The sequence below is a fragment of the Margalitia sp. FSL K6-0131 genome, from assembly GCF_038008735.1.
Classification (GTDB): Bacteria; Bacillota; Bacilli; order Bacillales; family Bacillaceae_C; genus Margalitia; species Margalitia shackletonii.
This window is the reverse complement of record NZ_JBBOZS010000002.1, coordinates 39,162-61,755: the sequence shown is the minus strand read 5'-3', so window position 1 is coordinate 61,755 and position 22,594 is coordinate 39,162. Positions and strand designations below refer to the sequence as shown.

The window sequence follows — 22,594 nt, the reverse complement described above, 5'->3', positions numbered from 1 at the left end:
TCTAATTTTTTTCAGTGTGTTTGCCGTGATCCTTGAGATGGGACAGCATTTTTATTGGCCGCCTTTTGCCAATGAAAATGCTGGAACAGGTCAAAGAATCACGAGCAAACCCGTTCTACTTGGAATCGGAAGGAGCAAAAGATTACCCCAAAAGGTAATCTAATCTTTTGCGACTGACGAGGCCAAAGTAGAACGTGAACGCCCACTATTTCAATAAAAGGAAAAAGTTTTTTGCGCCCTTGCCTGGAATGACGGAGAAGCTACAGTGAAAGGTGGACAGGGGGTACCCATGATTACAGTTGATTTTATATGAATTTGTTTTTTAGTTTTTAAAAGGTCTCGAACATAAAAAAGCTTGCGTTTAGCAAGCTTTCCGTAAACTTTTACTTTTTTACATTACCATCACTTGAAAATTGTTAGTTCTATCCTTTAAAATAGAACATATATTCGTATTTTATAGTTGAGATGATAATAACTCGTACACTAACAGCCTATACAGGAGATTCACCGCAGTGTTTGGGCTGTTCGGTTCCGATTCTTTTTTATGAATGCAGCAGCAGACAGGATAGACTACTTTATTTTGGAGGAAAAAAATGGACTTAGATAATTTAAAAGATAGAAAAATGAAAAAATGGAGAGGTTTTTACATGCCTGAACAAGTATCAATGGTAAAACAAATGTGGATTGATGAAAAAAAAATTCAAATGCCCTTGATAGATGATTACCAAGTTCAGGAGTTTGAGGAAAAGATACATTTTGCAAAAGAAAATAAGTTACCGATAGAATTTACCGTTTTCGATAATGGGTTTACCGAAATTATATCCGGTAAAATTCACTCATTTGACGGAATTGAAAAGAAAATTAAACTCATTATGCACGACAACACATTTGAATATATTCTTTTTCCGGAGATTATTAATGTGAAATTAATCGATTAAAAAAAGCTGCACCTGAAAGGGCAGCTTTTTATACAATGAATTTCTCTAAACTAGGGCTCCTCATATGGCCTTTTTTTGATAAACATTGATATTTCACTTTGCATTTTATTATCGGGTCCAGATATATATAGTTTTCATCCTCACCAACGATTAGCTGTTTATAAATTTGCTTCAATGCCTTTCTTTCCATAGGAGGGACAAATTCGACTATTCCCTTATATTCATTATCTTTCATCATTACCCAGCCAAATTTTTTCTTACGAATCGCCTTTAAATTTAAAATTTCATACTGGTAATTTTTAACTTTTAAAAATACGTCTTTTGGTCTGGAATCTACATAATACTTCCTGTGAACATGCTTTGATACTATCCCCTCAAGCCCCAATTCTTTTACTTTTTCAAAAAGGACTTTACCGTCCGGATAAGATGGACAGGTAGAAATATAAGGATCATTCGTAACAATAGATTCTAAGGTATTTAAGCGCTTTTCAAGATTGTAATTTATTTGTGGTACATCATTAAGAAAAAGAATATCAAAGCATGCGAAATGGACTGGTAATTCATCCATTAATTTATTTATTTTTAATGGGTTTGACGTTTGAAATCTAATCATTAGATTGTCAAAGCAAGGCTTTGGCGGATCTTCTTCAGAGTCAAAACAAACAATCTCGCCATCCAAAATACAATTTTCAACTGGCAATTTAATGTTTTTGAGTTCAGGATACTTATAACCTACCTCATTAAAATGCCTGGTGAATATTTTTAAATTCCCTCGATCATAATGTAGTAAAGCTCTATGACCGTCTAATTTTAATTGATGCAGGTACATTTTTCCGGTTGGAATATCTGTAGAAGGTTGTAATAGCATTGGTTTAATTGGTGTATTTAACATATCTAAACCTCCACCCTTCACAATAACAAAATCAACTCCATATTACTATGGAAGATTACTAGCAGTAGAGGATAGAAGTGGAAAGCAAGAACCTTTCAAATGTACATTTCACTGTTGCTTAAACCGAAGAAAAGTGGACCTTAACTATGAAGGTCCACTTTTCTTTAATACTTTAATTCTAGCTTTTGTGTTGGGATTATGGTTGAAATGGTGTGCTTGTATATCATTTGTTGGTTACGACTATTTTCAGGACTAATAAGAATTACAAATGAATCAAATCCGGTAACGGTACCTTTTATTTGATGGCCATTCATCAAAATAACTGTCACATTTATTTTTTTAGATTTTACTTCATTTAATAAAATATCCTGGATAGATATTGCTTTACTCAAATGGATACACTCCTTTTATTTTCAACCCGTCTTTGACCTGTTTTGCTCTCTATATATTTTTTTAGTTTATCGAATGATACTGGACCTGAGAAAAACCATCCTTGGCCAATCTCAATTCCTAATTCTTTGTATATCGCTGCTTCATCCCCATTTTCAATACCTTCAGCAACAATATCAAACGATAATTCCATCGATAATTTTTTTATATCTTTAATAAACTCTTGCATTTCCTTATTATATATATTTTCGGTAATACACCTATCTATTTTTACAACATCGGGACTAGTATGTAGTAAAAAATTGAAGTTGCAATTATTTTTACCAAAATCATCAATAGCCAATTTAATATTCATCGATTTTAATTGATCCTTATGATACAAATACTTTTCAAGATCTAATGGCATTTGTTCCGTAATTTCAAGAACAATGTTTATATGGTTGGAAACATATAAATCAAAGGCTTTTTTGGATAATAACGTTTCTGTCTTTTCTATAGTAAGTGGATGGCAATTAATAAAAATTTTTTTATCACCATTTAACTTTGCCATTGACTCTATTGTACTTTCAATCACCCACATATCCAATGCAGCGATTTGGTCCGAAAGGACTGCATCTAAAATAATGTCATCCGGAGCTTTATCGCCTCTAATTAAGACTTCCATTCCAATAATACCCTGAGTCTCTAAACTTATAATGGGCTGATAAACAGTCTTCAGATTCTTTATAACAATTCATCTCCTCAAACTTTACATATTTTTTTATGACCACATGTGCGGCATTTATCCAAATTTTTTTTAAATCCTTTTAATCTTTCTGTTTCTTGAAGTAATATCATTTGCTGCAAAATCCTTTCGAGTTTACGCTTTAATTTTTTTGTATTTCTTATATAAAACTTCTTATTTTCGTACTGCAGGATCCCATATTTAGGTTTCTTATGAAAGTTTTCTTCAATCAAAACAAAGTAAGCTGCAATTTGCATTACGTCTCCTAGATAGGGATTATTTTGAAACGATTTCTTCTTTTTTAATTCAACAGGCATTAAATGGCCAAACCATTGTCGATAAATATAATCTGGTTTACCATCAATTTGTAATGTGTCAGAAACTAGCAGCTGCGATTTCCCATCATCTTTATAAATTAATTCCCCCCTTATATTTCTGATTAATAATCGAAATAAAAAAATACCTATCAAAATGGTAAAACTTATAAGGAATAATACTACTGTCATCTACTCACTCTTTCTTAAATGATTACAACTAATACAGAGACTAAAACAATAAGAATCATTAGTACTAAGAAAATAATCTTCCATGACACCGGACCCTGAGAAATCATTTTATCTTGATGCTTTTGATGATAGCTTGTACCTCGCTGCATCACCTTCTGTTTATCCATTTGGAAATGTTTTTTTCCATATTTCCTGCTGTAAAGCCAACTATAGGGACAGTAACAAAACTCATTTATTTCACTAGCAGATATACGCTTTTTCATTTTTATTAACCCTTCTACCTAGTTTGATATTTAATTCATTTATGACTTCCTGAATCTTTTGTATATCAAAAGTAAATTCATTTTCATTTAATCTTTCTACAAAAAATACCGGATTACATTGTATGGTTTTACTCACTAGCTGAATAACGTCATTATCCATAATAAATGATGCAAAAGCATATCGAGGGTTCTTTATCTTTAAGGAATAAAGAAATCCTTCTAAGGATAATAACAGCTGTCTTAATTCTTTTACTTCATTCAAAACTAATCACCCTTTGGTACCTTTTTCTTAAAATCTTCTAAGTCATAACTTATAGGAACATCTGGTAAACTATTAATTATTTGCTGGCCATATTTTTTTGTTTTTATTCTAGAATCCAATATTATGACCGCCCCACTATCTGTAACACGCCTAATAAGTCGGCCAAAACCTTGCATGATTTTTAAAATCGCAATTGGTAAGGAATAATCATAAAATGGATTTTTCCCTTCACGTTCCAATTTCTCCATTCTCGCCTCTGCCACGGGTTCCGAAGGAACCGGAAATGGAATTTTACAAATGATAACTGTCATTAAATCATCTCCTGGTATATCCACCCCTTCCCAAAACGATTCTGCTCCAAATAAAACGGATCTATCCAGTTCTTTAAAATCCTTTATCATTTGCTCTCTATTCGTCCCAGCAGTTTGTTGAATAGGTGTAATCCCCATTTCCTCACACCAGGGTTGAAGTTCATTAAACGTTTTTTGAAGATGTTTATACGATGTAAATAAAATAAAAGTTCTTCCTTTGGTATACGTTAAAATTTCCTTACATGTATCAACTACATACTTTTCATACCTATTTTTTTTAGGTGTCGTTCCGTTTATTCGTTTTTCAATTGTTGGGGGTGGTGCATTTTCAGGAATCACTAATATAGCTTGCTTTTCATAATCAAACGGAGAATCAATTTGTACTCCTACATAATCATTTCCTATTCCAAGTCTTTTTGAAATAAAATCAAAATCCCCTGCAGTAGTTAAAGTTGCACTTGTTATTACACATGTAACTTCTTTAAATAGCGTTTTTTCGAGTACCGTAGAAGACTCTATCGGTGCCCCTATTAAGCTTGTACAATAGGCCGTTTGTTCATCATCCATTTCTTCTACCTTTACATCCTTTAATGGCTTAAAACTAATCCAGTTGGCCCATCTGCTTGAATCTTTATTTAAAAGAAGATGATCAATTTCTTCCCTTATTTTGTTTACAGACTCAATATAATCACTTAAACCGGAATCGATATTTTTGTGCCATAGTTGGGAACTCTTAATTGTTTTTAAGAAAGATATATAATTATTAAAGAGAAGATTAACTTTTTTACTAGAATTGATTACCGGACTCTGTAATAAGTATTGTCTTTTTTTATTTCTTTTTAATTCATTCCCTATAGCAGTAAAAATAAGTAATAAAGGATCCATTACTCTCTTTTGATGTTCTTTAACTTCCTCCAAAAACTCTTCAGGAAGAGTAATTATTGGCTCTTCATCAATTTCTATATCTTTTTTCATCCAATTAGATTTACGATTTATTAACCTTTCAAATAAACGGTTTATTGTATGTAAAGTTATTTTTTTCTGATAAAAATTTGAAAATACGTCTTCAATTCTATGTCCTTCATCAAAAATAACAGCATCATATTCAGGAAGTATACCAGGGATCCCTTTCTGTTTAAGGTTTAAATCCGTAAAAAATAATGCGTGATTACATATAATAACAATTGAATCCCTTATTTTAATACGATCAATCTGAACAAAACAAGATTCATGAAAAGGGCTATCTTTCCCTAAGCAATCGTCACCACTACTTTGAATTTCCCTCCATAATTCATCGGGAATATCTCCATAATTATCCTTACTATAATCAGAAGTCATATAAGCCGTTAAGTATTTTTTAGCTAATTGCTGCGCAATATCAAAGTGAGGTACTTCCTTTTCATATCCCTGTTTTATATATTCGCTTAGCCTCCTTTTACACATAAAATTCCCTCTACCTTTAGCCAAGCTATACGACAATTCTTTACCTAATAAATTTTTAATGACCTTTTTTACTAAAGGGAGTTCTTTATTTATAAGTTGATTTTGCAAAGTAATTGTATTTGTTGAAATAACAACCGTTTTATTTTCCTCAAGTGCGTATAAAGATGCTGCAACTGAGTATCCTAAAGATTTTCCTGTCCCTGTTCCAGCCTCAATAAGACCATGTTTACCCTTTACTAAAGATTGCATAACGTGTTTGGCCATTTTAATTTGACTGGTTCTTGGTTGATAATCTTTAAAAAAATTACTTAGCTCCCCCCCTTTCATAAATACCTTTTCTACTAACTCGTTATAATGTATATCTGTATTTTCTTTATTGTTACTCATGTTTATGTTTCCACCTCAATTAATGCCTTATATAGCCATTATGTTTTTTGGAAAGACTATCTAAAAAGGTATCATCGATGATAAGGCCTTTTTCCATCATGTTTTTAACGTCCATTTCCATATCCCTTTTATTAATCTCTCTTGGGAACGCAATTTCCTTCCCTTCTATTTCAAGAATATTATTTGGAAAAAACTCTTTAAAGGAAGTAAAAATCCAATTAATTAACAATTTATTCTTATTTTTATCGGTCCTTTTTTTAATCATTTCAAACATGTCCCATATTGGTTCCGGAATATCGAGATTCTGTTGTTTATAACTATTTTCTTTCAAGCAGAATCCTCCTTCCTTGGTTATTTTATACAAATATACACACTTATATTATACAATAACCTAGGTAATAAACCAACCTAAACAGATATAAAAAAGGAATAAAAAAAAACCAGCATTTTACCTTGTTAATGCCGGAAATCACTATCTCTTCAACAGATAAACTGCTGTTCTATTTTGTTTTGTTGAATCAACCATATTTAAATTGAAATTCTCCTTACAATACGCAATTTTTCTCACTATATCAGTATTTTTAATATTGTTCTTCATTTTATATAGATGTTCTATATATTCTTTAGCTAAAGTATAATCACGTGTTTTTTGATAAGTATCAAATAAAATTAACATCCCTTTAGCTAGTTCGTCGTACATACTTTCATCTTTAAAAATCGGTAAAGCTACTTCAATGTTTTTAATCGCTTCTTTATATTTTTTCATGTAAAAATACGTTTCACCAACAGCTAAATGAAAATCAGCGTAACAAAGTTCATTATCGATTTTTGATAAGTACCTTTTTACGGCATTAAAATGTGCAGATGCATCTTCATATCTAAAATTATTAAACATCAAAGAACCTTGAAAATAGTGATAATAAAATAATATTTCGTCTTTATAGTCTCTAGGTATTACTTTGGTTTTATTTTCTTTTAAAAGGTAATGCCAATATTCCAATAAGGAATAGTATATAAGTGCGCTTTCATTTTCATTACTGATCATTAATGTGTCAATTATCGATTTACTTTCCGTGGCTAAATGATAGTTGTTATCTCTAAGTTGTAGGTACCAATCATTCAAATGTGAAAACAAAAAATTGGTATTACCAATATTCATAAATAGAGCTCCTTCTTCGATAACTTAGATGCATTCATGCTTTGGGCCTACGACCATTATACCATTATTAGAAAATACTAGAAACACATTTTTCGACATTGGTTGGTAAAATTGTAATATTTTATAAAAGCAACCATGACGGTTGCTTTTACAATTAAACGGCTTTCTCATTTTCCGCAATTTGCTTCAATATGCTTTCAATATAAAAATGATCATCTTCATTTTCTACTTCTTTATAAGCTAGTTCTTCTTCCACCTTTATTAACTCAAAAAATACTAAAGGTTCTTCAAAATTGGCTTTTTGGCAAACAATAAACTTTTTGTCCTCTTCATTCTTTTCAACTTCTAAAACTATTTGATATACAATGTCTTTCTGTTCAATGTCATCGGTTAAAATGATAAACGACATAACCGGTTATCCCTCCGTCTGATTAGTATCCTTTTTCTTAAAGATTTGTGGTTTTATATCAAACATTTCTTGGACAAGATTCACACGACTTTTCGCATCCATGTACAACGCTCTATGGCTTTGTAACATTTCTTCAATTTGTGCAAATTCCTTCGGATCACTTGTTTGCTTTTTAGCTTTTTTAAATAACTGGATATTTTTATAATGGGTATTCTTTTTACTTTTCCATTCATTTAGATATTCTCTTGGTTGTACATCAAATAAGTTATGTTGCTTATTGAAATCATTAATAATGGATTGTTTAAACTCCTTATCTACCTTCACTACTTCTTCTATACGAATATTTTTTGGGATAGGATTGTTTATATAATGCTTTTCATAGTCTTCAGGAGTTCTGACTTTGATCTCTCTTTGACCGTCTACTTTTAGAGTACTTTTTGATTCAAAATTTAATTGTTTCTGTGCTGCATTTACTTTCATTTCGTAATTCTTCACATTTTTTTCAGCTAAAGATATTAAATCTTGTGTTCCTAGATTTAATGATTTTTTTAATTTTTGAATTTGTTCTGCTGCACCTTTATGATTCAATTGAAATTTATCCAGCTGACCCTTTGACTCGTATTCTTGATAGACCTTCAATTGATGTAGCTCGGCTTTAGCATTTTTTTCTCCTATCATAATCTTATGAACAAAATTCGCTGGCTTAGTTCCACTATTTTGTTTCCATTCAACCTTTACCTGTTCATGTATTTCTTGTGGAGATAATTCCTTTAATGACTTTTCAAGCATAAAATTACTCTTTGGCGGTGTACGCCTCATACTTCTTGCTTTTTCCTGTCTTTCTTTAATTGTGGTATTTGTTGGACCATCGATAGTAACATTTACGTGTTCAATTATTTTATTTAGCCCTGAATTAGAATTTTGTTTTACTTTAAGTATCGTTTCCGTTGGAATACCTAACATATTTTTGGCTACCTGTAATTTTGTTACGGTATTCTTGTAATTACTTTGAGCTTTTCCTATTAATTCTTTAGTTGATAAACCGGACGTTTCTTTTACATTACTAATTGCCTTATATTCATTTGGACTCAATGTTTTATAGGTATCTAAATTTGAATCATTTTCATATTTCTCATACATTTTCAAGTGATTTAATGAGGATTTTGCCTGGTTTTTATCCTCTTTCAATTGCCTAATAAATTCATTTTTGGATATACCGTTTTTAGCACGATTCCAATCTTCAGCAATTAAATTTCGCGCGCCTTCTTCTGATAAACTAGTTACATTTTCCGGTACGGTTACACTAGGTTTACTAGGAGTACGTCTTAATGCTTTAGCGATTGCCTGGCGATCTTTAATTATGTCACCATTACTCAAATGATTAAATTGCTGCATTGGTGTATAATCATTTTCGCTTGGAATCCTTGCTTTATATCCATGATTATCTAGTCCACTCTCCGATGCAGCTGTAACTTCATTCTCTGTATTTAAAAACTGACGATTGTTAATTATGTCACCATTACTTAAATGATTGAATTGCTGCATTGGTGTATGATCATTTTCGCTTGGAATCCTTGCTTTATATCCATGATTATCTAATCCACTCTCCGATGCAGCTGCAACTTCATTCTCTGTATTTAAAAACTGATTATTAAATCTTCTTAAATCTTTGGCAGCATTTTGCCTATTTAAAACTTCTGGTGACAACTGTATTTCATCATCTTCATAATTAGGTATACTTCCTTTTAGGTGCTTCATTGCAAATTGAGCCTTACCTTTATGCTCTTGTCGTTTTTGCTCAAATACAGATTTTTTCCTTAATAATTCATCTTGATAAGTTTGAGCTGCTTTTGTATAGCTGGCTGGATCCGTCGTATTTACACCTGTTGGTAATTGAAGGTTACGATAATCCCCACCTTGCTTTTTGATATCTTTAAGTGTATTAGTAGCATCTTCAATTTGTTTACCAGTAAAAAGGGGCAATCCCTGTTCCATTCTCTCATTAACTTGATTAACAAAATCACTGTAATAAACCGGATTTCCAGTTTCATAACTTCTGTCTTCTGCTTCTTGTTTTTGTCTTTCATACTGTTGATGTAAATATGTTTGAGCATCCGGCCGGAGTCTTTTATTTTGCCAGGAATGGAACCCTTTACTCGCTAATCTATATGCTTTTTCACCACTATATGCTAAAGCTAAAGCTTGAAAAGCTCTATTTTTAATCCTTTGGCCATAGTTACTAGGTCTTTCAATTTCATTTGCAACCGCATGACCACCTTTAGGCATAGCCTCGAATATTCCCATGATTCTCTTACGTTCTAATATTAAGACAATAGCCACTACAAAAAGGGTTACTAATTGCATAATGATATTTCCATCAAAAGCCTTATACATTAGTGTGGATAAGATCATATAGATTGATAGAAAGATGCTTATGAACACCTTATTTAAGATAGCACTAGCAATTCTTCCTAACCATCTTTGTACTACTATAGTTCCTATTCCTGGCCATAAAGATACCAGGAATATTACTCCTGTAAAAGCTATTAATAGTAACGGGATGATTTGGTACACTAACATAAGTACACTGAAAATCACTATTACCACCATTGTAATTAAGGCGTAAACAAGGAATAATATGACTAAAATAAATCTTAAAATGGAATAAGAAAGAGACATCATTTTATTGTCTTGCTTCTTCACTTGATTTTTAACAAAGTTGTCTCTTTCATCAGAATATGGAGCATACTTTAAAAGTTCTTCTCCATTCGCTTCACCTTTTTTTACATTTCCAAACTCCAATATATACCACGGATACTTTACATGGTTTTTCCAAATTGTGTTCCCCATGACAACTACTGCATCATCTATACCATTTACATCTTTATAAACAATTGGTGATGTAGTAGTTAAAATATCTGCAGATGCTTCCTTAGAAATTTCATTAAATTGAGTTAACATTTCGGTTGGCTTTGTAAAAAAGACAGTTGATAAGCCAATCATAATTAATAAAATTATTAACTGTTCCCAAGACTTTTGTCTCTTCATTGCAAACATAAAATTCCATAGTGCAACTAGAGCTGAAATAACAATAAATGTCTTAGAGAATACATCATAAGTAGATGTTTTAACTCCACTAACTATCTTCCCAACATACTTTAAGAGAGAATTTAGAATATCTAAAGTGTAGGCTTGTTCTAATATAAAAATGGCAAATTTAACAATAAAGATGGTTAAATACCATATCATATTATTTAGGCCATTAAATATTTGTAAAACAGGAGCAAAGTTTTCCAAGAAGCTTGCCTCTTTTGAATCCAATTGATAATTTAAAGTTGGTTCGGTACTATAATCTCTCTTTAGCTTAGAACCATTATGAGATGAATGATCAAACATATCATCTATCGGATCAGAGGCTGCATGAACTATAGTTCCTGGTTCGTTATTGGGAAAAAACAAAAAGATCGATAGAAAGAGGAATAAAACTAATATCATCTTATTCCTCATTAAGCAGCCCCTCCCTCACCTTTTTTCTTCTTCGGTGTTGTTTCAAGGGCTAAATGAATATGTTCAAAGATTACATCAATATTTACAATCCCAACATTACCGTCAATGTCCTGCATTAAAGGAGCACCTGATTGAATATTACGTACCATTTCTTTATTTTCTTCAGTAAGTTCTAAATTTAAAAACTCCAATATATCATCGACTTCATTAGAGTCTTTCGAGCGAAAAATAAATTTTACTCCTAAATTATTCTTTGCATCCATCAAGTCACGTACATTTTGCGATATTACATATACTGCAGCATTTAAACTTCTTCCGGTACGAATTAATCTATCAACTAACTCCGCACCTTGTTGAGTTGACATGAAGGCCCAAGCTTCATCTAATAAAGTAACTGTAAATTCTTCTGATAAGGAAAATTTAATAGCAAATTCGCCAATTGGATACATTAAGGCGACAGATAACATTTCAATAATGTCGTAATCCTCTTTTGCCTTACTACGTTTCGGTAATTTTAAACTATCTATTTGTAAAATCGTTACACGCTTATCCAGTTTAATAGTATTAAGCTTTCCATCGAAGAATATCAATTTACCAAACGGCGCTCTTTGAAAAGACCTACACTTTCTAGCTAAATTTTTCCCAATTTCATTTTTACTGCCTTCAAGTACTGTAATCAATTTATACATCGACGGTTCATTTATTCCTTGTAACTCTTCACAAGCATCAATTAATTCATCGTAAACATCATCACCTATTTTTATATCAGCAAGATAAGTAATAATGTTTTGTGCAACTTTGACAGCATCCGAGAACTCTAAGAAACCGAACGGATCTAGCTTTCCATAATCTTCTTCACGGTCATTTAAAGTAACATATTCAAGTTCACCGTCAAATTCTTTCAGGTAAGTTTTCCACTTTTCCCGGTCGCCTTTGGGATCAATGACTAAACCTTTCCCACCATATAAAGAATTTAAATAAATTCCTATATAATTAGCTGCATAAGATTTTCCTCCTCCTAGAGTACCAGTAAAGGAACCTGAAGCAGACTTATTTACTAACGGGGCTTTCCCAGGATTATAAAATACTGGTTTATTTAAATTTCCAGTAAATCCAATGAAAAATCCTTCATTATCTCCTAATTTTTTATGAGCACCTATCATAGAAGCTGCAATTTCAGGAGGGGTCATTCTATGAATATATTCCTTAATAAGATGGCGGTCCGCACCAGGAATAAATTGTTGCATAAGTTGCAATTGATCCCCAGCTGGCCAAACAACTTTAAAGTCAGTTTTTTCAAAAATGGATTTTAGCCATGTTCTTTGATTCTTTAAAGATTCTTCGTCCGGTGCATGGGTTTCTAAAATAATACTGATATCTAATAAAGGAAATTGGAAATTAGTTAAAACTTGGTCCAGGGATTTTGCAGACTCAAAAGCTTGCTGCAATTCTGATGAAAAATCCGTACCCGATTGAGCTGTCATATTACCTTGTTCATTAATTTCAAGTTGTTTATTAGCGACTTTGCGTTTACTTGTTTCCGGATCTATGGGGCTAATATTAATGACAGCACTAACAGGAAAATCAATTTCTTGAATTTGATATAACCATTCATTTCCTGGAATCCAATACCCATCTGGTATATCTGAAATTGTTAAAAACGAGCAGTAGCTTGACCTTATATCTCCTTGATATTCTTGGGTTAATTTAATAGTTCGTTTATCTGATAACTCAACTAATCCCTCCGACAAATTTAGAAACTCTGATTGACGAGGACGTATCACTTTCTTATTATTTTTATGAACAATGTCCATCTTCTTCTTATTTGAATTTATATATATTCCAGATTCAATAATGGCGTTATTTGAAACTTCTTTTTTCTTTTTCTGAAATAGTGAACTTTTTGGTGGCTGTGCAATGCCAAGCCAAAAGGACCTACGACAAAGCCACTCTATTTCTTCTTCATCTAACCTTCTTAACGACCTTCCATTAGAAAAACTATTTACTCTATATTCATTGTATTGCTGGGATTCCAAACCTTTCAAAGTCCTAATTTCATGGTCATAAATTTCAATCCCTGAAAATCCTGCAATTTCTTCTATATCTCTTTTTGACTCTTTAAAAAAGGCTATGATTGAATCTTTAGTAGTCTTTGCAACTTCATTCCATGATTTTATATTGTTTAATTTAAAGAAAACATATTGGGAATGATTAGAACCTTCATTACCTAATAAATCAACTAAATAATCCCTCGTGTCATCAGCATGAGCCTTCGCAAAATTTGCGAAAGGCCCCTGTATTTCTTTTTTCAAGCTATCAAAGTGCTCATGAAAAGAATAGACACGAGGGAGGATCATAATTCTTGTTTCTAGCTTCAAGCTAGAGAAAAAACTAACTAATCTTTTAAAATCCTGAACCTTTTTATTTCTCGATTTATGATCGTATTGAAAACCTACAATCTCATATCCTATCCAGCACTCTTTTTTTGTTGTTATTACAAGATTTCCTTCAAAATAACCAACTGGAAATTCATGAGTTAATACTTTAGGAAATTTCACTCGATTTCCTCCCTCGATTTCTGATTCATGACCCGTTTTTTTCTATTATTTTTTCTTTTTTTTATCTGTCCCAAGTGGTAATTCATAATTCTCTCTGAATTTAATCATATTGCTATATTTAATTATCCCAGGACGACTGACCTTCTTATATCGACAATAAATCTTTGGTAATAGATAATACTTAATTTGACTATAGAAAAACTTATGTGGACTTTTTCCATCGTGTTTTTTCCTACTTAAATAAAATGAAATTACTCCCGGAAATACAACAAACTTAACAATAAACGTGTTAACCCATACTAACAAAGGGGTGTTAGCATTAATGACTATTATTACTAGTTCTGCAATCAAGAAATACCATAATTGCCACCATGTGATAGGTCGAGGTAACTTAAATCTATCAAAACTATAAAAATATCTCTCAAACCTCCACATCCTCTTATATGTTCTTACATATACATGACCATCTTCTTGATATTCCATTTAGTTCAACCCCATCATTAAATACCTAATAAATCTTTTAACCATTTTGTCCCTGTTGATTGTAAAAGGGTTGGATTCCAAATAAATAATCCTGCTACCATCCCAATTACAAGAATCAACGCTAAGTATCCAAATGCACGTTTAGCAATTGCAACAATAAGTAAGATCGCAACAATTGCTGTGTATAGGCCTTTTGCTTGAGTTTGCGCCCAAGTACCTGCACTTTGTCCTGGACCACTGGCTGCAAAAGCTGAAGTTGATGAAAACATTAAATAAATATTCGTAGCTACAAAGGTTGTTAATAAAGCTAAATTTCGTTTAACCTTTTTAATGTTATTCTTTAATTTTGTAGTGATTTTTACTTTCTCCATTCCTTATAACCCCCTGAAAATTGTTTAATTAACCAACGGTCATTTTCATATTTATAAATAAAAGTATGATGTTGTTTCGATGTCATATTTGTAAGTGGGTCAATCCAAGATGTAGTTGTATAAACAAGTACTTCATTTACATCACTATTCGTTTTTGTGTCTGTATTTTTAGTTTTTTGAAAATCAATAACCTGAATATTGTCTAGACTCTCAAAATTAAGTACCCCCTCATACCCTTGCAATTCTTGATTATTAAGCATGTAAACGGCTAATTGACTACTTGAACCACTAGAATATGTTTTAAAAAAGTCTGTTGTCATTTTTTCAATTGTTTCCTTTAATCTACCATCAACTGACGGAAAATCGGGAATCTTAGCCGTCTCCCCTTTCGTTTCAGGGGTTCGATTTACAAAAGTAGGATAATCGTAAACAAATAATTTATTGTCCTCGTACTCTATTGGAACTTGAAGATAACGAACAATTTTTGCATTTCTAACTTTATCGTTATTAACACCTACCTGATCTTGAAGTACACTTGAGTCAACATTTCTAGCTTCGATATCCACTTTTATATAAATATCAGCACGTTTATTATTAATTTGTTTTAGATCTACTACATTTGCGTGATTAACAGTTAATTGAGTGTCCTTATTTGTATCAATTGGAATATCTCCCTTTAATCCATAGGACAAATATGGTGCTAATCTTTTCGAATATTCTTCAGTATCCTGTGAGTTAAAAGTTAAATAATCTGTTGCAAATGCAGAAGCAAATCCCTGTGCTGCACCACTTATAATATAAGGAATCTCATTCGTTACTTTTGCATCAACTTCATTGTGTTTAAAATATGAATTTATCCCCCTAATAAAAGTGAGTATTACAAAGATCCAAAAAACATATTTTCCTATTTTGATAAATTTCGCTTTCATCGGGGTCTTTGATTTAAACTTCAATGGATTCTTCAACATTTTCACCTCCTTTCAATTAATTAGTTTGTGAAAGATAAATCCTTACTTATATTTTTCATTTGTATCACTCCTTTTTGTGGGAAAAGGATCGATGGTTACATCTTTACGATTTTTTTCCATATCAAGTATTCCAATGAATAGAACAAAAATAGTAACTAATAAAACTAGAATTGCTGTTATCCAGCCTTTTCTTTCTGCTATTCTAAAAACCCACCCTAAAGGACCATCTTTCCATGATTCAGGAATATGTATCGATCCTGGTGAAAAATAGTGAAAAAATATTAGAAAACCGCATACAACAACTAAGAAAATTAGAACAAAAGTAAATATCTTTTTAATCTTCTTTTTAGCTTCCGATTGTTTATCTAATTTCAATTTCTCACTCCTTCCATAAATAAGCTTTTTCATGGTTTTTCACATCATAATAATTTGGCTTACCTGGTTGTCCAATAATCTCATTAACTGCTCCTACTAATATTCGACCAACATCACCTCCAAAATCTAATGAGCGTAAAAACAAGGATAGAGATTCTATTTCATCATCTTCTTCCATCAAAAATACTAAACTAGGGTTTAGCGTAGGTGAACTTTCGGAAAAAGATGCTGATAACAAAGAATGTTTTCTTAATCCATATTTTTTAATATTGGCTGCTAATTCATTTAAATACTCTAAGTTCTTGTTTTTAACATAAAAGACTAATTTTGCTTCAGAAAACATTGAGTCTATTTGCTTCAACAAAATTCCATCTGTAAATAGATAATTTTCACCAAATAATTTACTTGCTGTCATATACGAAGGGAGCCATTTAACATTTCCGGCACTTAACGTATGTGACCAGGAAGCTAAATTAGTAATCTGTTTCAAGCTTTTTCTTTGATTATTTAAATTTACAAATATATCACCAAAAGGATCTGTTAGATATTGCTCAATTGTAGTAAATAATAATTCGCTGCAATAATTTCCTTTTTCATACCATGTTCTATAATTTTTACCTATCAATCTTTGATAAGAAAAATTCGTTCTATTATCATTAGATATATAAATTAATACAGGTGGTACTTCTGCTGGGAAACTCTTTAAAACATCATGTTCTTTATAAAATCCGTTTTTAAAATAACTATTTTGACCATTTACTTTTTCGTGCATTTTCTTTTCAGATCGTCTTACAGTCCTTTCATACTCAACAAATATAGGTGTAAATTCAGAAGTAGCTTTATTTCTTATGAACCATAGCGCATCTGGTAAAATAATGTTTTTAAAAGAAGTACCATTTTCTATACGAAACGCAGCATCTTTTTCTCCTCTATATTGCATTTCATATTGTCTAGGAATACTCCTCATTGCTTGAATACTAAAATGTGCTAATTGTAAATGATGTTCAATGTATTCACCTTTTCGATATTTTTTATTTGGATCCCAAGTCACCTCTTTATCGCCATACAACCTTTTTACATATCCAACACCTTTTCCGGCCAATGTATACACATAACCGATTCTTCCTACAACGGACCCATTCTTAATAGATTTATACGGAATTGGATATATGTAACCTTCTTCAGTTAATTTCCTCATTTTTCTATTGACTGTAGATCGAGCAATTTTTTCATTATCAATTTCATCCCAATACTTTCTCCACAAAAACTCAAAATCCAAATAACCAAAATCATATATATCTAGAAAAATGTTTTCTTCTCTTTCTCCAATCGCTACTGCCATAAATTCAACACCTATCCATTTAATTTATAAAAGATCAAATGGATTGGAAGAATGCTTCGATGATTGTTTGTTATCATCAGGTATATTAAACGTAATAATCAAATCATCATCATTTGTATCACTATCACAATCTTCCTTCTCCTTATTCACTTCTAAATCTGAATTATTTTCTTCCCTGCTTAAATGGTTTTCCTGTTCATTATTTTCTATGACTTCATCGTTCACTAAGTTCGCTTCAGCATCACCTAATATTTGTTCCTCGTTTTTAGACTCTGAAGTAACTTGTGATTCATTTTCATACACTTCTTCATCAAGCTTGGATTCAATTGCTACAGAATATTGTTCATCAGTTACAGTTAAATCGCTTTTACAATCTTCCTCATTCTTATTCATTTCTATATCTGGACTTTTATCTTCCCTATCAACTTGATTTTCCTGTTCATTATTTTCTATAACCTTTTCAGTCTTTAAATTTTCCTCTGATTCAACAAATATTTTTTCATCAAACATAGGCAGTTCAATTCGTATACTCTGTTCATTCTTATCCTTCTCGATTTTTACTTTTTCTTCCCTTATCATTGCTTCTTCCCATGTTTTTTGAATGATTTCTTCTAGCAAGGAGTCACTGATTTCATTTGCTCTCGGTGGATCCATTAGAGCTGAAAAAGCTTTAGAAGAGGACCTACCAGTTACAATACTCATATATGCATGGTTTTCTTCAGTCCTCATAATATCCTCTGGATTTAATCGCTCATGATTATAATTAGCCGCTAACGCCAAAGCATCTTTGTTATTTTTAACCCTATATGAAATAATCGTATTAAAGTTCCTTAAAATAGCATTTGCTGCATCTTCAGGGAGTTGTGATACTAGCCCTTGTGCACCTGCAATTAAAGGCACTTTCACATAACGAGTTTTATCCGCCATATCTTCTACAACTTGAGCATTTGTATTAATAAATGAAGGTAATTCATCCACAATTAAAGGATATATTGATAAATTCTCTCCATTTTTAATTAAATCTGCCCTTGTTAAAGCAGCTTGAAAATTCATTGTTAATGCCATTGAACCGTACATCTTCTTTTCATCACTATTTTTTATTCCAGATAAATCCAAAATTGTTATCTTACCTTCATCCATCCATTCTCTCCACCTAATACCACAAGTAGCAGCACCAGTAGATTTACTTAATAACGTAGATAAGCTAAATTGTTCCAATTTATTTCTTGTACTATCTGTTAGTTCTCTGTGTTGCCTTCTATTTTGTGCCTTATTATTTGCATCAGGGTCCATCATTTCAGAAAGTTCCGACAACGTATCATATATTTCTTGATATTCTGGAACATCCTTAATTTGTTCCGCTATTGTTTTACAATATGAAAAATCCCTAAATAGACGGTTAACATTAATAATAGAAGCCTCGCCGCAATACTGAAGTGATATTCCCGCATGTAACATATTTCTATCAGGTCTTACCCCCCAGCCCTCCGGCCATATCCTTTTCAAAACATCAGATATATTTTTACTAATTGAATCAGGAGTAGAATCAAAATCAATATCAAACACATTAAAAGGAAATACACGTTTATCATTAGGACTTGGGCGAATATAAGCAATATGGTCCATTAATTCGCCAGGTAAACTAGTAACCAATTTTCCTGACAACTCACCATGAGGATCTATTAAAAAGAATCCAATTTGACTCTTACCAAACGCCTTTATCTCTTCTAATTTCACCCGTGCTATATCAAGCATTAAATTTTGTAAAAACACCGTTTTCCCTGAACCAGAACCCCCTTGAACTAATACGTGTGTTGATAAATGGTCCAAGTTCAAATATATATTTGTTTCTCTTAACTTATAAATATTTGTCCCTATTTTTAAATGCCTTCCTGGCCCTTTTTGGATTACATTGTTATGAGTAGCAATAACCTCTCTCGGTGGCTCTAAATTTTTCATATATAATCTTTTGAGTTTTGAATCATGAACAGCACTAGAAGGTAATCGCATTAACCCACTTAATTCTTCAATATTTAGAATTACTCTTTTTCGATTAAATTCAAAAATAGGGAATCTTCGTTTTTTCCAATCGGCCAAAAGTAAGGGCTTAATTTGCATCCACTTTTCAGTAACCCTAAAACGATTCAAAGCTTCAGATGTAAACTGTCCAAAACTTCTCCCCATTTCATTTACAATTTGAGTAGCCCTTTCCTTATTTTCAGCATGAGCAACTACTCTAATTACACAATGTCCTAATAGCTTTGTCTGTTTGGAGTAGACACTAGATTCAAATAACTCAACTTTTTCTCGATGTTTTTCAACATCCCATTTCTTAATAATCCTCAAAGCTTTATCAAAATTGTTCTGATATCTCGTCGCTGGCTGCAGCAATATTTGAATACATGCTTTTTCATTTAATCTTAAATCCGAAATACTATTTATTAATCCTGTTTGACTGTCCACTATATCGTTCATAAAGGTTTTTATCTTAACAGGATAGTCACGGTCCAATTTCATTGTTCTAGCTGTTATAAAAGAATCTATCCCCTGTACCATTTCATCCTCTACAGGGTAAATTTCCATTTCAGGATATTCACTTATAATTTTTCGTCTTATTTCTTCACCTATATTTTTATCTGTAGCCCAAAAATAATAAGCAATATCATTAAAATTACTTTCAATTTCCCAACTAAACCATGGCCATTTTACTATTCTACGATACCAAGGACGTTTCAAAACTTCGATGATTTCACCAACTAAAGTCTCGTCTTTAAAATAACTTAATTGATGATCCCTATGAACTAACATTCGATATCTTACTCCAGTTTTCAACAACGGAAATATATGATATCTCATAAACTCCACCCCCCTTACAAACATTTCAATCTAATTTCTTATTTACTCTTCTTAACTACTACTAACTCTTATACTACTCACTTACTCCCCTTACCCAATATTAATAATATATATATACTCTATCTATTCTTCTCTCACTCTTACTCTTACTCTCTCTTACTCTCTCTCTTACTCTACTTAACCACTTACCTCAACCTCATACCTCATACTCAACCTCTCGCACCCCGCCCACCTTCCCCTAAACCCAACCTAACTTCATAGAAAGCCTGGAGCGTTCTTTGCCTTTCTTTCTTAAGTCAGCCTATAGGGGTCACGGGTCGTAATGCAATGGAGAGCCGTGACCCCTATAGGCTGACTCGCCCCCAGAAAGGCTTTGCGGAAGGCTTCACCCCCACTCACAAACTACATGGAAGGTGGGCGGGGTGCGTTTCCAAGAAAACATAATTAAAACTAGTAAAAAACACATTTAAAACAGATAAATAAACAAAATAAAACAAAAGTATTTATTCTAAAATGATACACAAATACTGTTTGTATTGCAATAAATTTCTTGGTAATTTTATACTGGTTTACCTCTAATTTTTACAGAATCAGGATTAGTAATAGTTCCCTCCCGCCCTCCTAATAAACTTTTAAAAAGCGTATAGGGTTTTGGGGCATTAAAATTTGAACCCAATTTTTGACTGCTGCAAGGAAAAATGATGACCTTATTAGATTTTTTATTTGGATCTTGAGGCTTTGTTTTTAAGCGAAAAATGGTCTTTGCAAATCTACCTTTTCCGACAACCTCTTTAGTTATTCTTCCCTTCCGAATTAAATTTTCTACTATTCTATCGAAATTATTCTTTGATTTTTCCCCTAATTCCATCATTGCATTTCGAGTTGTAGTCTCCCAGATACCGCCAAAGTTATGTAAAATAATTAAAAACTCATTGCAAGATTTTTCTAGAGTACTGTTCTTTCTTTCTGCTTCCGATAGTTTTCTAGAATAGAATTTCGGATACATACCAGTGAACTCAAATACTTTCTTCGGAGCAAGATGAAACTTCCCTGCGTAAGCAGATCTAACTTCTCTTTCAACTTCTTCAAATTGGAAATCGTTTTTATCTTTCAAAACTGTACTATACCATTTTGCAAGTTCTGTTATACATTCTTCCATTGAAAAACCACGGTCAAAAAACATCAATCCAATCGTAAAGACCCAATCTCTTCTTTGGCCAACAGCTGGTGAATTTACCATTAATGCATTTAACGCAGGATCATTTTTTAACAAAGATTTAAGGCTGCTAGAACGAGCATAACTCAAACGTAAATTTGCTCTATTGTTCGTATTTTGCGGTTTTTTATGTTTTAAATAGTATTCTTTTCTTAACGCTACAAAATCATTTAATCTGTATCTTGTCTTTGTACAGTGGACAATATTTTGAGGGATTCTAATGTATCTTTCTCCGCCAAAAACATGGTCTGTTCCCTTTTCTTTAGATCCCTCATTTGAATTAAAACGTTCTTTAAAAATCGATACCAACCATTTATTTAGGTCATTATAAAATTTACCTACATTGGTTTCTTTTCCATCTTTTGTTTGGTGAGGTCCTACAGCAACAAATTCAGGAATAAAAGAAAACCAAACATGGTATCCACGTGGAGTAGCGTTAATAAATGTAGGTTCCATTCCAATTTCATCGCAAAATAATACAATGTCATTTAAATTAACGTTTGAATCATCAATATCGATGACAAACGCATGAACGCTGTTTAAAGCACTTCTTCTCTTCTCCCAGTAGTTTCTATTCTTGCTTAAATTAAACGTTCCATAGGTCATGTATTCATAACCATTTTGGACATATTGAAGTATAGTGCTAATGGTCCGTACCCAAGTGGTACCAGTTTGGTTTCTAAGGTCATTTTTATCTTTTCCTAAATGAATCCATCCTGGCCTAACTGGACCTTTTTCATAGCTTGAATATCTTTTAGGGGTGATACCAATCCGTTCATCAAATACGAGATGCAGGATCTCAGATAAATACAACTTCTTTCCGTTCTGGATCCCTACGACTTTATCGTTTTTTAAGGTAGAAAGTAATTCTGTATAGGATTGTTGTTTTACTATTGCAGAGGATTGTTGCAATGAGTTCATTGTGTGCAGCTCCTTTAAGGTATAAAAAAAGACGTAGGAGCACTCCTAACGCCTTGGTTTATTAGCACACACAACAAATAAAAATTAGAGGTTTTTTCATCAAAAATATTGTTTAAATTTTTGATTTAGGGTAAAATAAAGATACGAAATTTGTTTTTATAGTAAACGTTGGAGCGTTTACTTTCGATGCGTTGGAGCGCATCATAATTTCACAAAGTTTTTTTGGTGTGTGGCAGGCGTTGGAGCGTCTGCTCTATTTTTTTGTCTTTTTTATTTTATTATTTTGATAGAAAGTGTCTTTTTTATGTATATC

The 22,594-nt window shown here is 32.2% G+C and carries 20 protein-coding genes; 1 reads left to right on the top strand and 19 read right to left on the bottom strand.

Annotated elements, in window-relative coordinates; genetic code table 11:
• Window positions 1–593: 593 nt before the first annotated feature.
• Window positions 594–938 (top strand): YolD-like family protein, encoded by a 345-nt coding sequence (locus NSQ59_RS27440; protein ID WP_340833317.1) that lies wholly within the window; start codon window positions 594–596, stop codon window positions 936–938.
• Between the two features lie 28 nt (window positions 939–966).
• Here the strand turns inward: NSQ59_RS27440 and NSQ59_RS27435 are convergent, their stop codons facing one another.
• The 19 genes from NSQ59_RS27435 to NSQ59_RS27345 form a co-directional block, all read right to left on the bottom strand.
• Window positions 967–1,830 (bottom strand): ATP-dependent DNA ligase, encoded by an 864-nt coding sequence (locus NSQ59_RS27435; protein WP_340833316.1) that lies wholly within the window; start codon window positions 1,828–1,830, stop codon window positions 967–969.
• A gap of 164 nt (window positions 1,831–1,994) precedes the next feature.
• Window positions 1,995–2,222, bottom strand: coding sequence for an RNA chaperone Hfq (gene hfq / locus NSQ59_RS27430; RefSeq protein WP_340833314.1), 228 nt, complete (start codon window positions 2,220–2,222; stop codon window positions 1,995–1,997).
• Entirely contained in the window at window positions 2,219–2,938 is a 720-nt protein-coding gene (locus NSQ59_RS27425) for an EAL domain-containing protein (protein WP_340833335.1), read from the bottom strand. The genes hfq and NSQ59_RS27425 overlap by 4 nt, the downstream gene beginning before the upstream one ends.
• A 23-nt stretch (window positions 2,939–2,961) precedes the next feature.
• Window positions 2,962–3,450, bottom strand: coding sequence for a CRISPR-associated protein Cas4 (locus NSQ59_RS27420; RefSeq protein WP_340833313.1), 489 nt, complete (start codon window positions 3,448–3,450; stop codon window positions 2,962–2,964).
• A 14-nt stretch (window positions 3,451–3,464) separates the two neighbouring features.
• Entirely contained in the window at window positions 3,465–3,713 is a 249-nt protein-coding gene (locus NSQ59_RS27415; RefSeq protein WP_340833310.1) for a hypothetical protein, read from the bottom strand.
• A complete protein-coding gene (locus NSQ59_RS27410) occupies window positions 3,691–3,975 on the bottom strand; it encodes a hypothetical protein (RefSeq protein WP_340833308.1) in 285 nt (94 codons plus the stop codon). Before NSQ59_RS27410 ends, NSQ59_RS27415 begins: the two co-directional genes overlap by 23 nt.
• A 2-nt stretch (window positions 3,976–3,977) precedes the next feature.
• Window positions 3,978–6,116 (bottom strand): ATP-dependent DNA helicase, encoded by a 2,139-nt coding sequence (locus tag NSQ59_RS27405; protein WP_340833306.1) that lies wholly within the window; start codon window positions 6,114–6,116, stop codon window positions 3,978–3,980.
• A 19-nt stretch (window positions 6,117–6,135) separates the two neighbouring features.
• The gene (locus tag NSQ59_RS27400) at window positions 6,136–6,447 is read right to left on the bottom strand and encodes a hypothetical protein (protein WP_340833305.1); all 312 of its coding nucleotides are present in this window, start codon (window positions 6,445–6,447) and stop codon (window positions 6,136–6,138) included.
• 141 nt (window positions 6,448–6,588) lie between these two features.
• A complete protein-coding gene (locus tag NSQ59_RS27395; RefSeq protein WP_340833303.1) occupies window positions 6,589–7,275 on the bottom strand; it encodes a response regulator aspartate phosphatase in 687 nt (228 codons plus the stop codon).
• 154 nt (window positions 7,276–7,429) lie between these two features.
• Entirely contained in the window at window positions 7,430–7,684 is a 255-nt protein-coding gene (locus tag NSQ59_RS27390; protein WP_340833302.1) for a hypothetical protein, read from the bottom strand.
• A 6-nt stretch (window positions 7,685–7,690) separates the two neighbouring features.
• Complete coding sequence (locus NSQ59_RS27385; RefSeq protein WP_340833301.1) at window positions 7,691–11,179, bottom strand: CD3337/EF1877 family mobilome membrane protein; 3,489 nt, start codon at window positions 11,177–11,179, stop codon at window positions 7,691–7,693.
• Window positions 11,180–11,190: 11 nt separating this feature from the next.
• Entirely contained in the window at window positions 11,191–13,749 is a 2,559-nt protein-coding gene (locus tag NSQ59_RS27380; RefSeq protein WP_340833300.1) for an ATP-binding protein, read from the bottom strand.
• 45 nt (window positions 13,750–13,794) lie between these two features.
• Window positions 13,795–14,232 carry a TcpE family conjugal transfer membrane protein gene (locus NSQ59_RS27375; protein WP_340833298.1) on the bottom strand — a complete coding sequence of 146 codons (438 nt, stop codon included), beginning with the start codon at window positions 14,230–14,232 and terminating at the stop codon, window positions 13,795–13,797.
• A 17-nt stretch (window positions 14,233–14,249) separates the two neighbouring features.
• Window positions 14,250–14,603, bottom strand: a complete 354-nt coding sequence (locus tag NSQ59_RS27370) for a TcpD family membrane protein (protein ID WP_340833296.1) — start codon at window positions 14,601–14,603, stop codon at window positions 14,250–14,252.
• A complete protein-coding gene (locus NSQ59_RS27365; protein WP_340833295.1) occupies window positions 14,591–15,568 on the bottom strand; it encodes a conjugal transfer protein in 978 nt (325 codons plus the stop codon). The genes NSQ59_RS27370 and NSQ59_RS27365 overlap by 13 nt, the downstream gene beginning before the upstream one ends.
• Window positions 15,569–15,613: 45 nt before the next feature.
• Window positions 15,614–15,946, bottom strand: a complete 333-nt coding sequence (locus NSQ59_RS27360; RefSeq protein WP_340833294.1) for a hypothetical protein — start codon at window positions 15,944–15,946, stop codon at window positions 15,614–15,616.
• A 4-nt stretch (window positions 15,947–15,950) separates the two neighbouring features.
• A complete protein-coding gene (locus tag NSQ59_RS27355) occupies window positions 15,951–17,288 on the bottom strand; it encodes a hypothetical protein (protein WP_340833293.1) in 1,338 nt (445 codons plus the stop codon).
• A 24-nt stretch (window positions 17,289–17,312) separates the two neighbouring features.
• The gene (locus NSQ59_RS27350; RefSeq protein WP_340833291.1) at window positions 17,313–20,144 is read right to left on the bottom strand and encodes a helicase HerA domain-containing protein; all 2,832 of its coding nucleotides are present in this window, start codon (window positions 20,142–20,144) and stop codon (window positions 17,313–17,315) included.
• A 559-nt stretch (window positions 20,145–20,703) separates the two neighbouring features.
• Window positions 20,704–22,281 (bottom strand): hypothetical protein, encoded by a 1,578-nt coding sequence (locus tag NSQ59_RS27345; RefSeq protein ID WP_340833290.1) that lies wholly within the window; start codon window positions 22,279–22,281, stop codon window positions 20,704–20,706.
• Window positions 22,282–22,594: the final 313 nt, after the last annotated feature.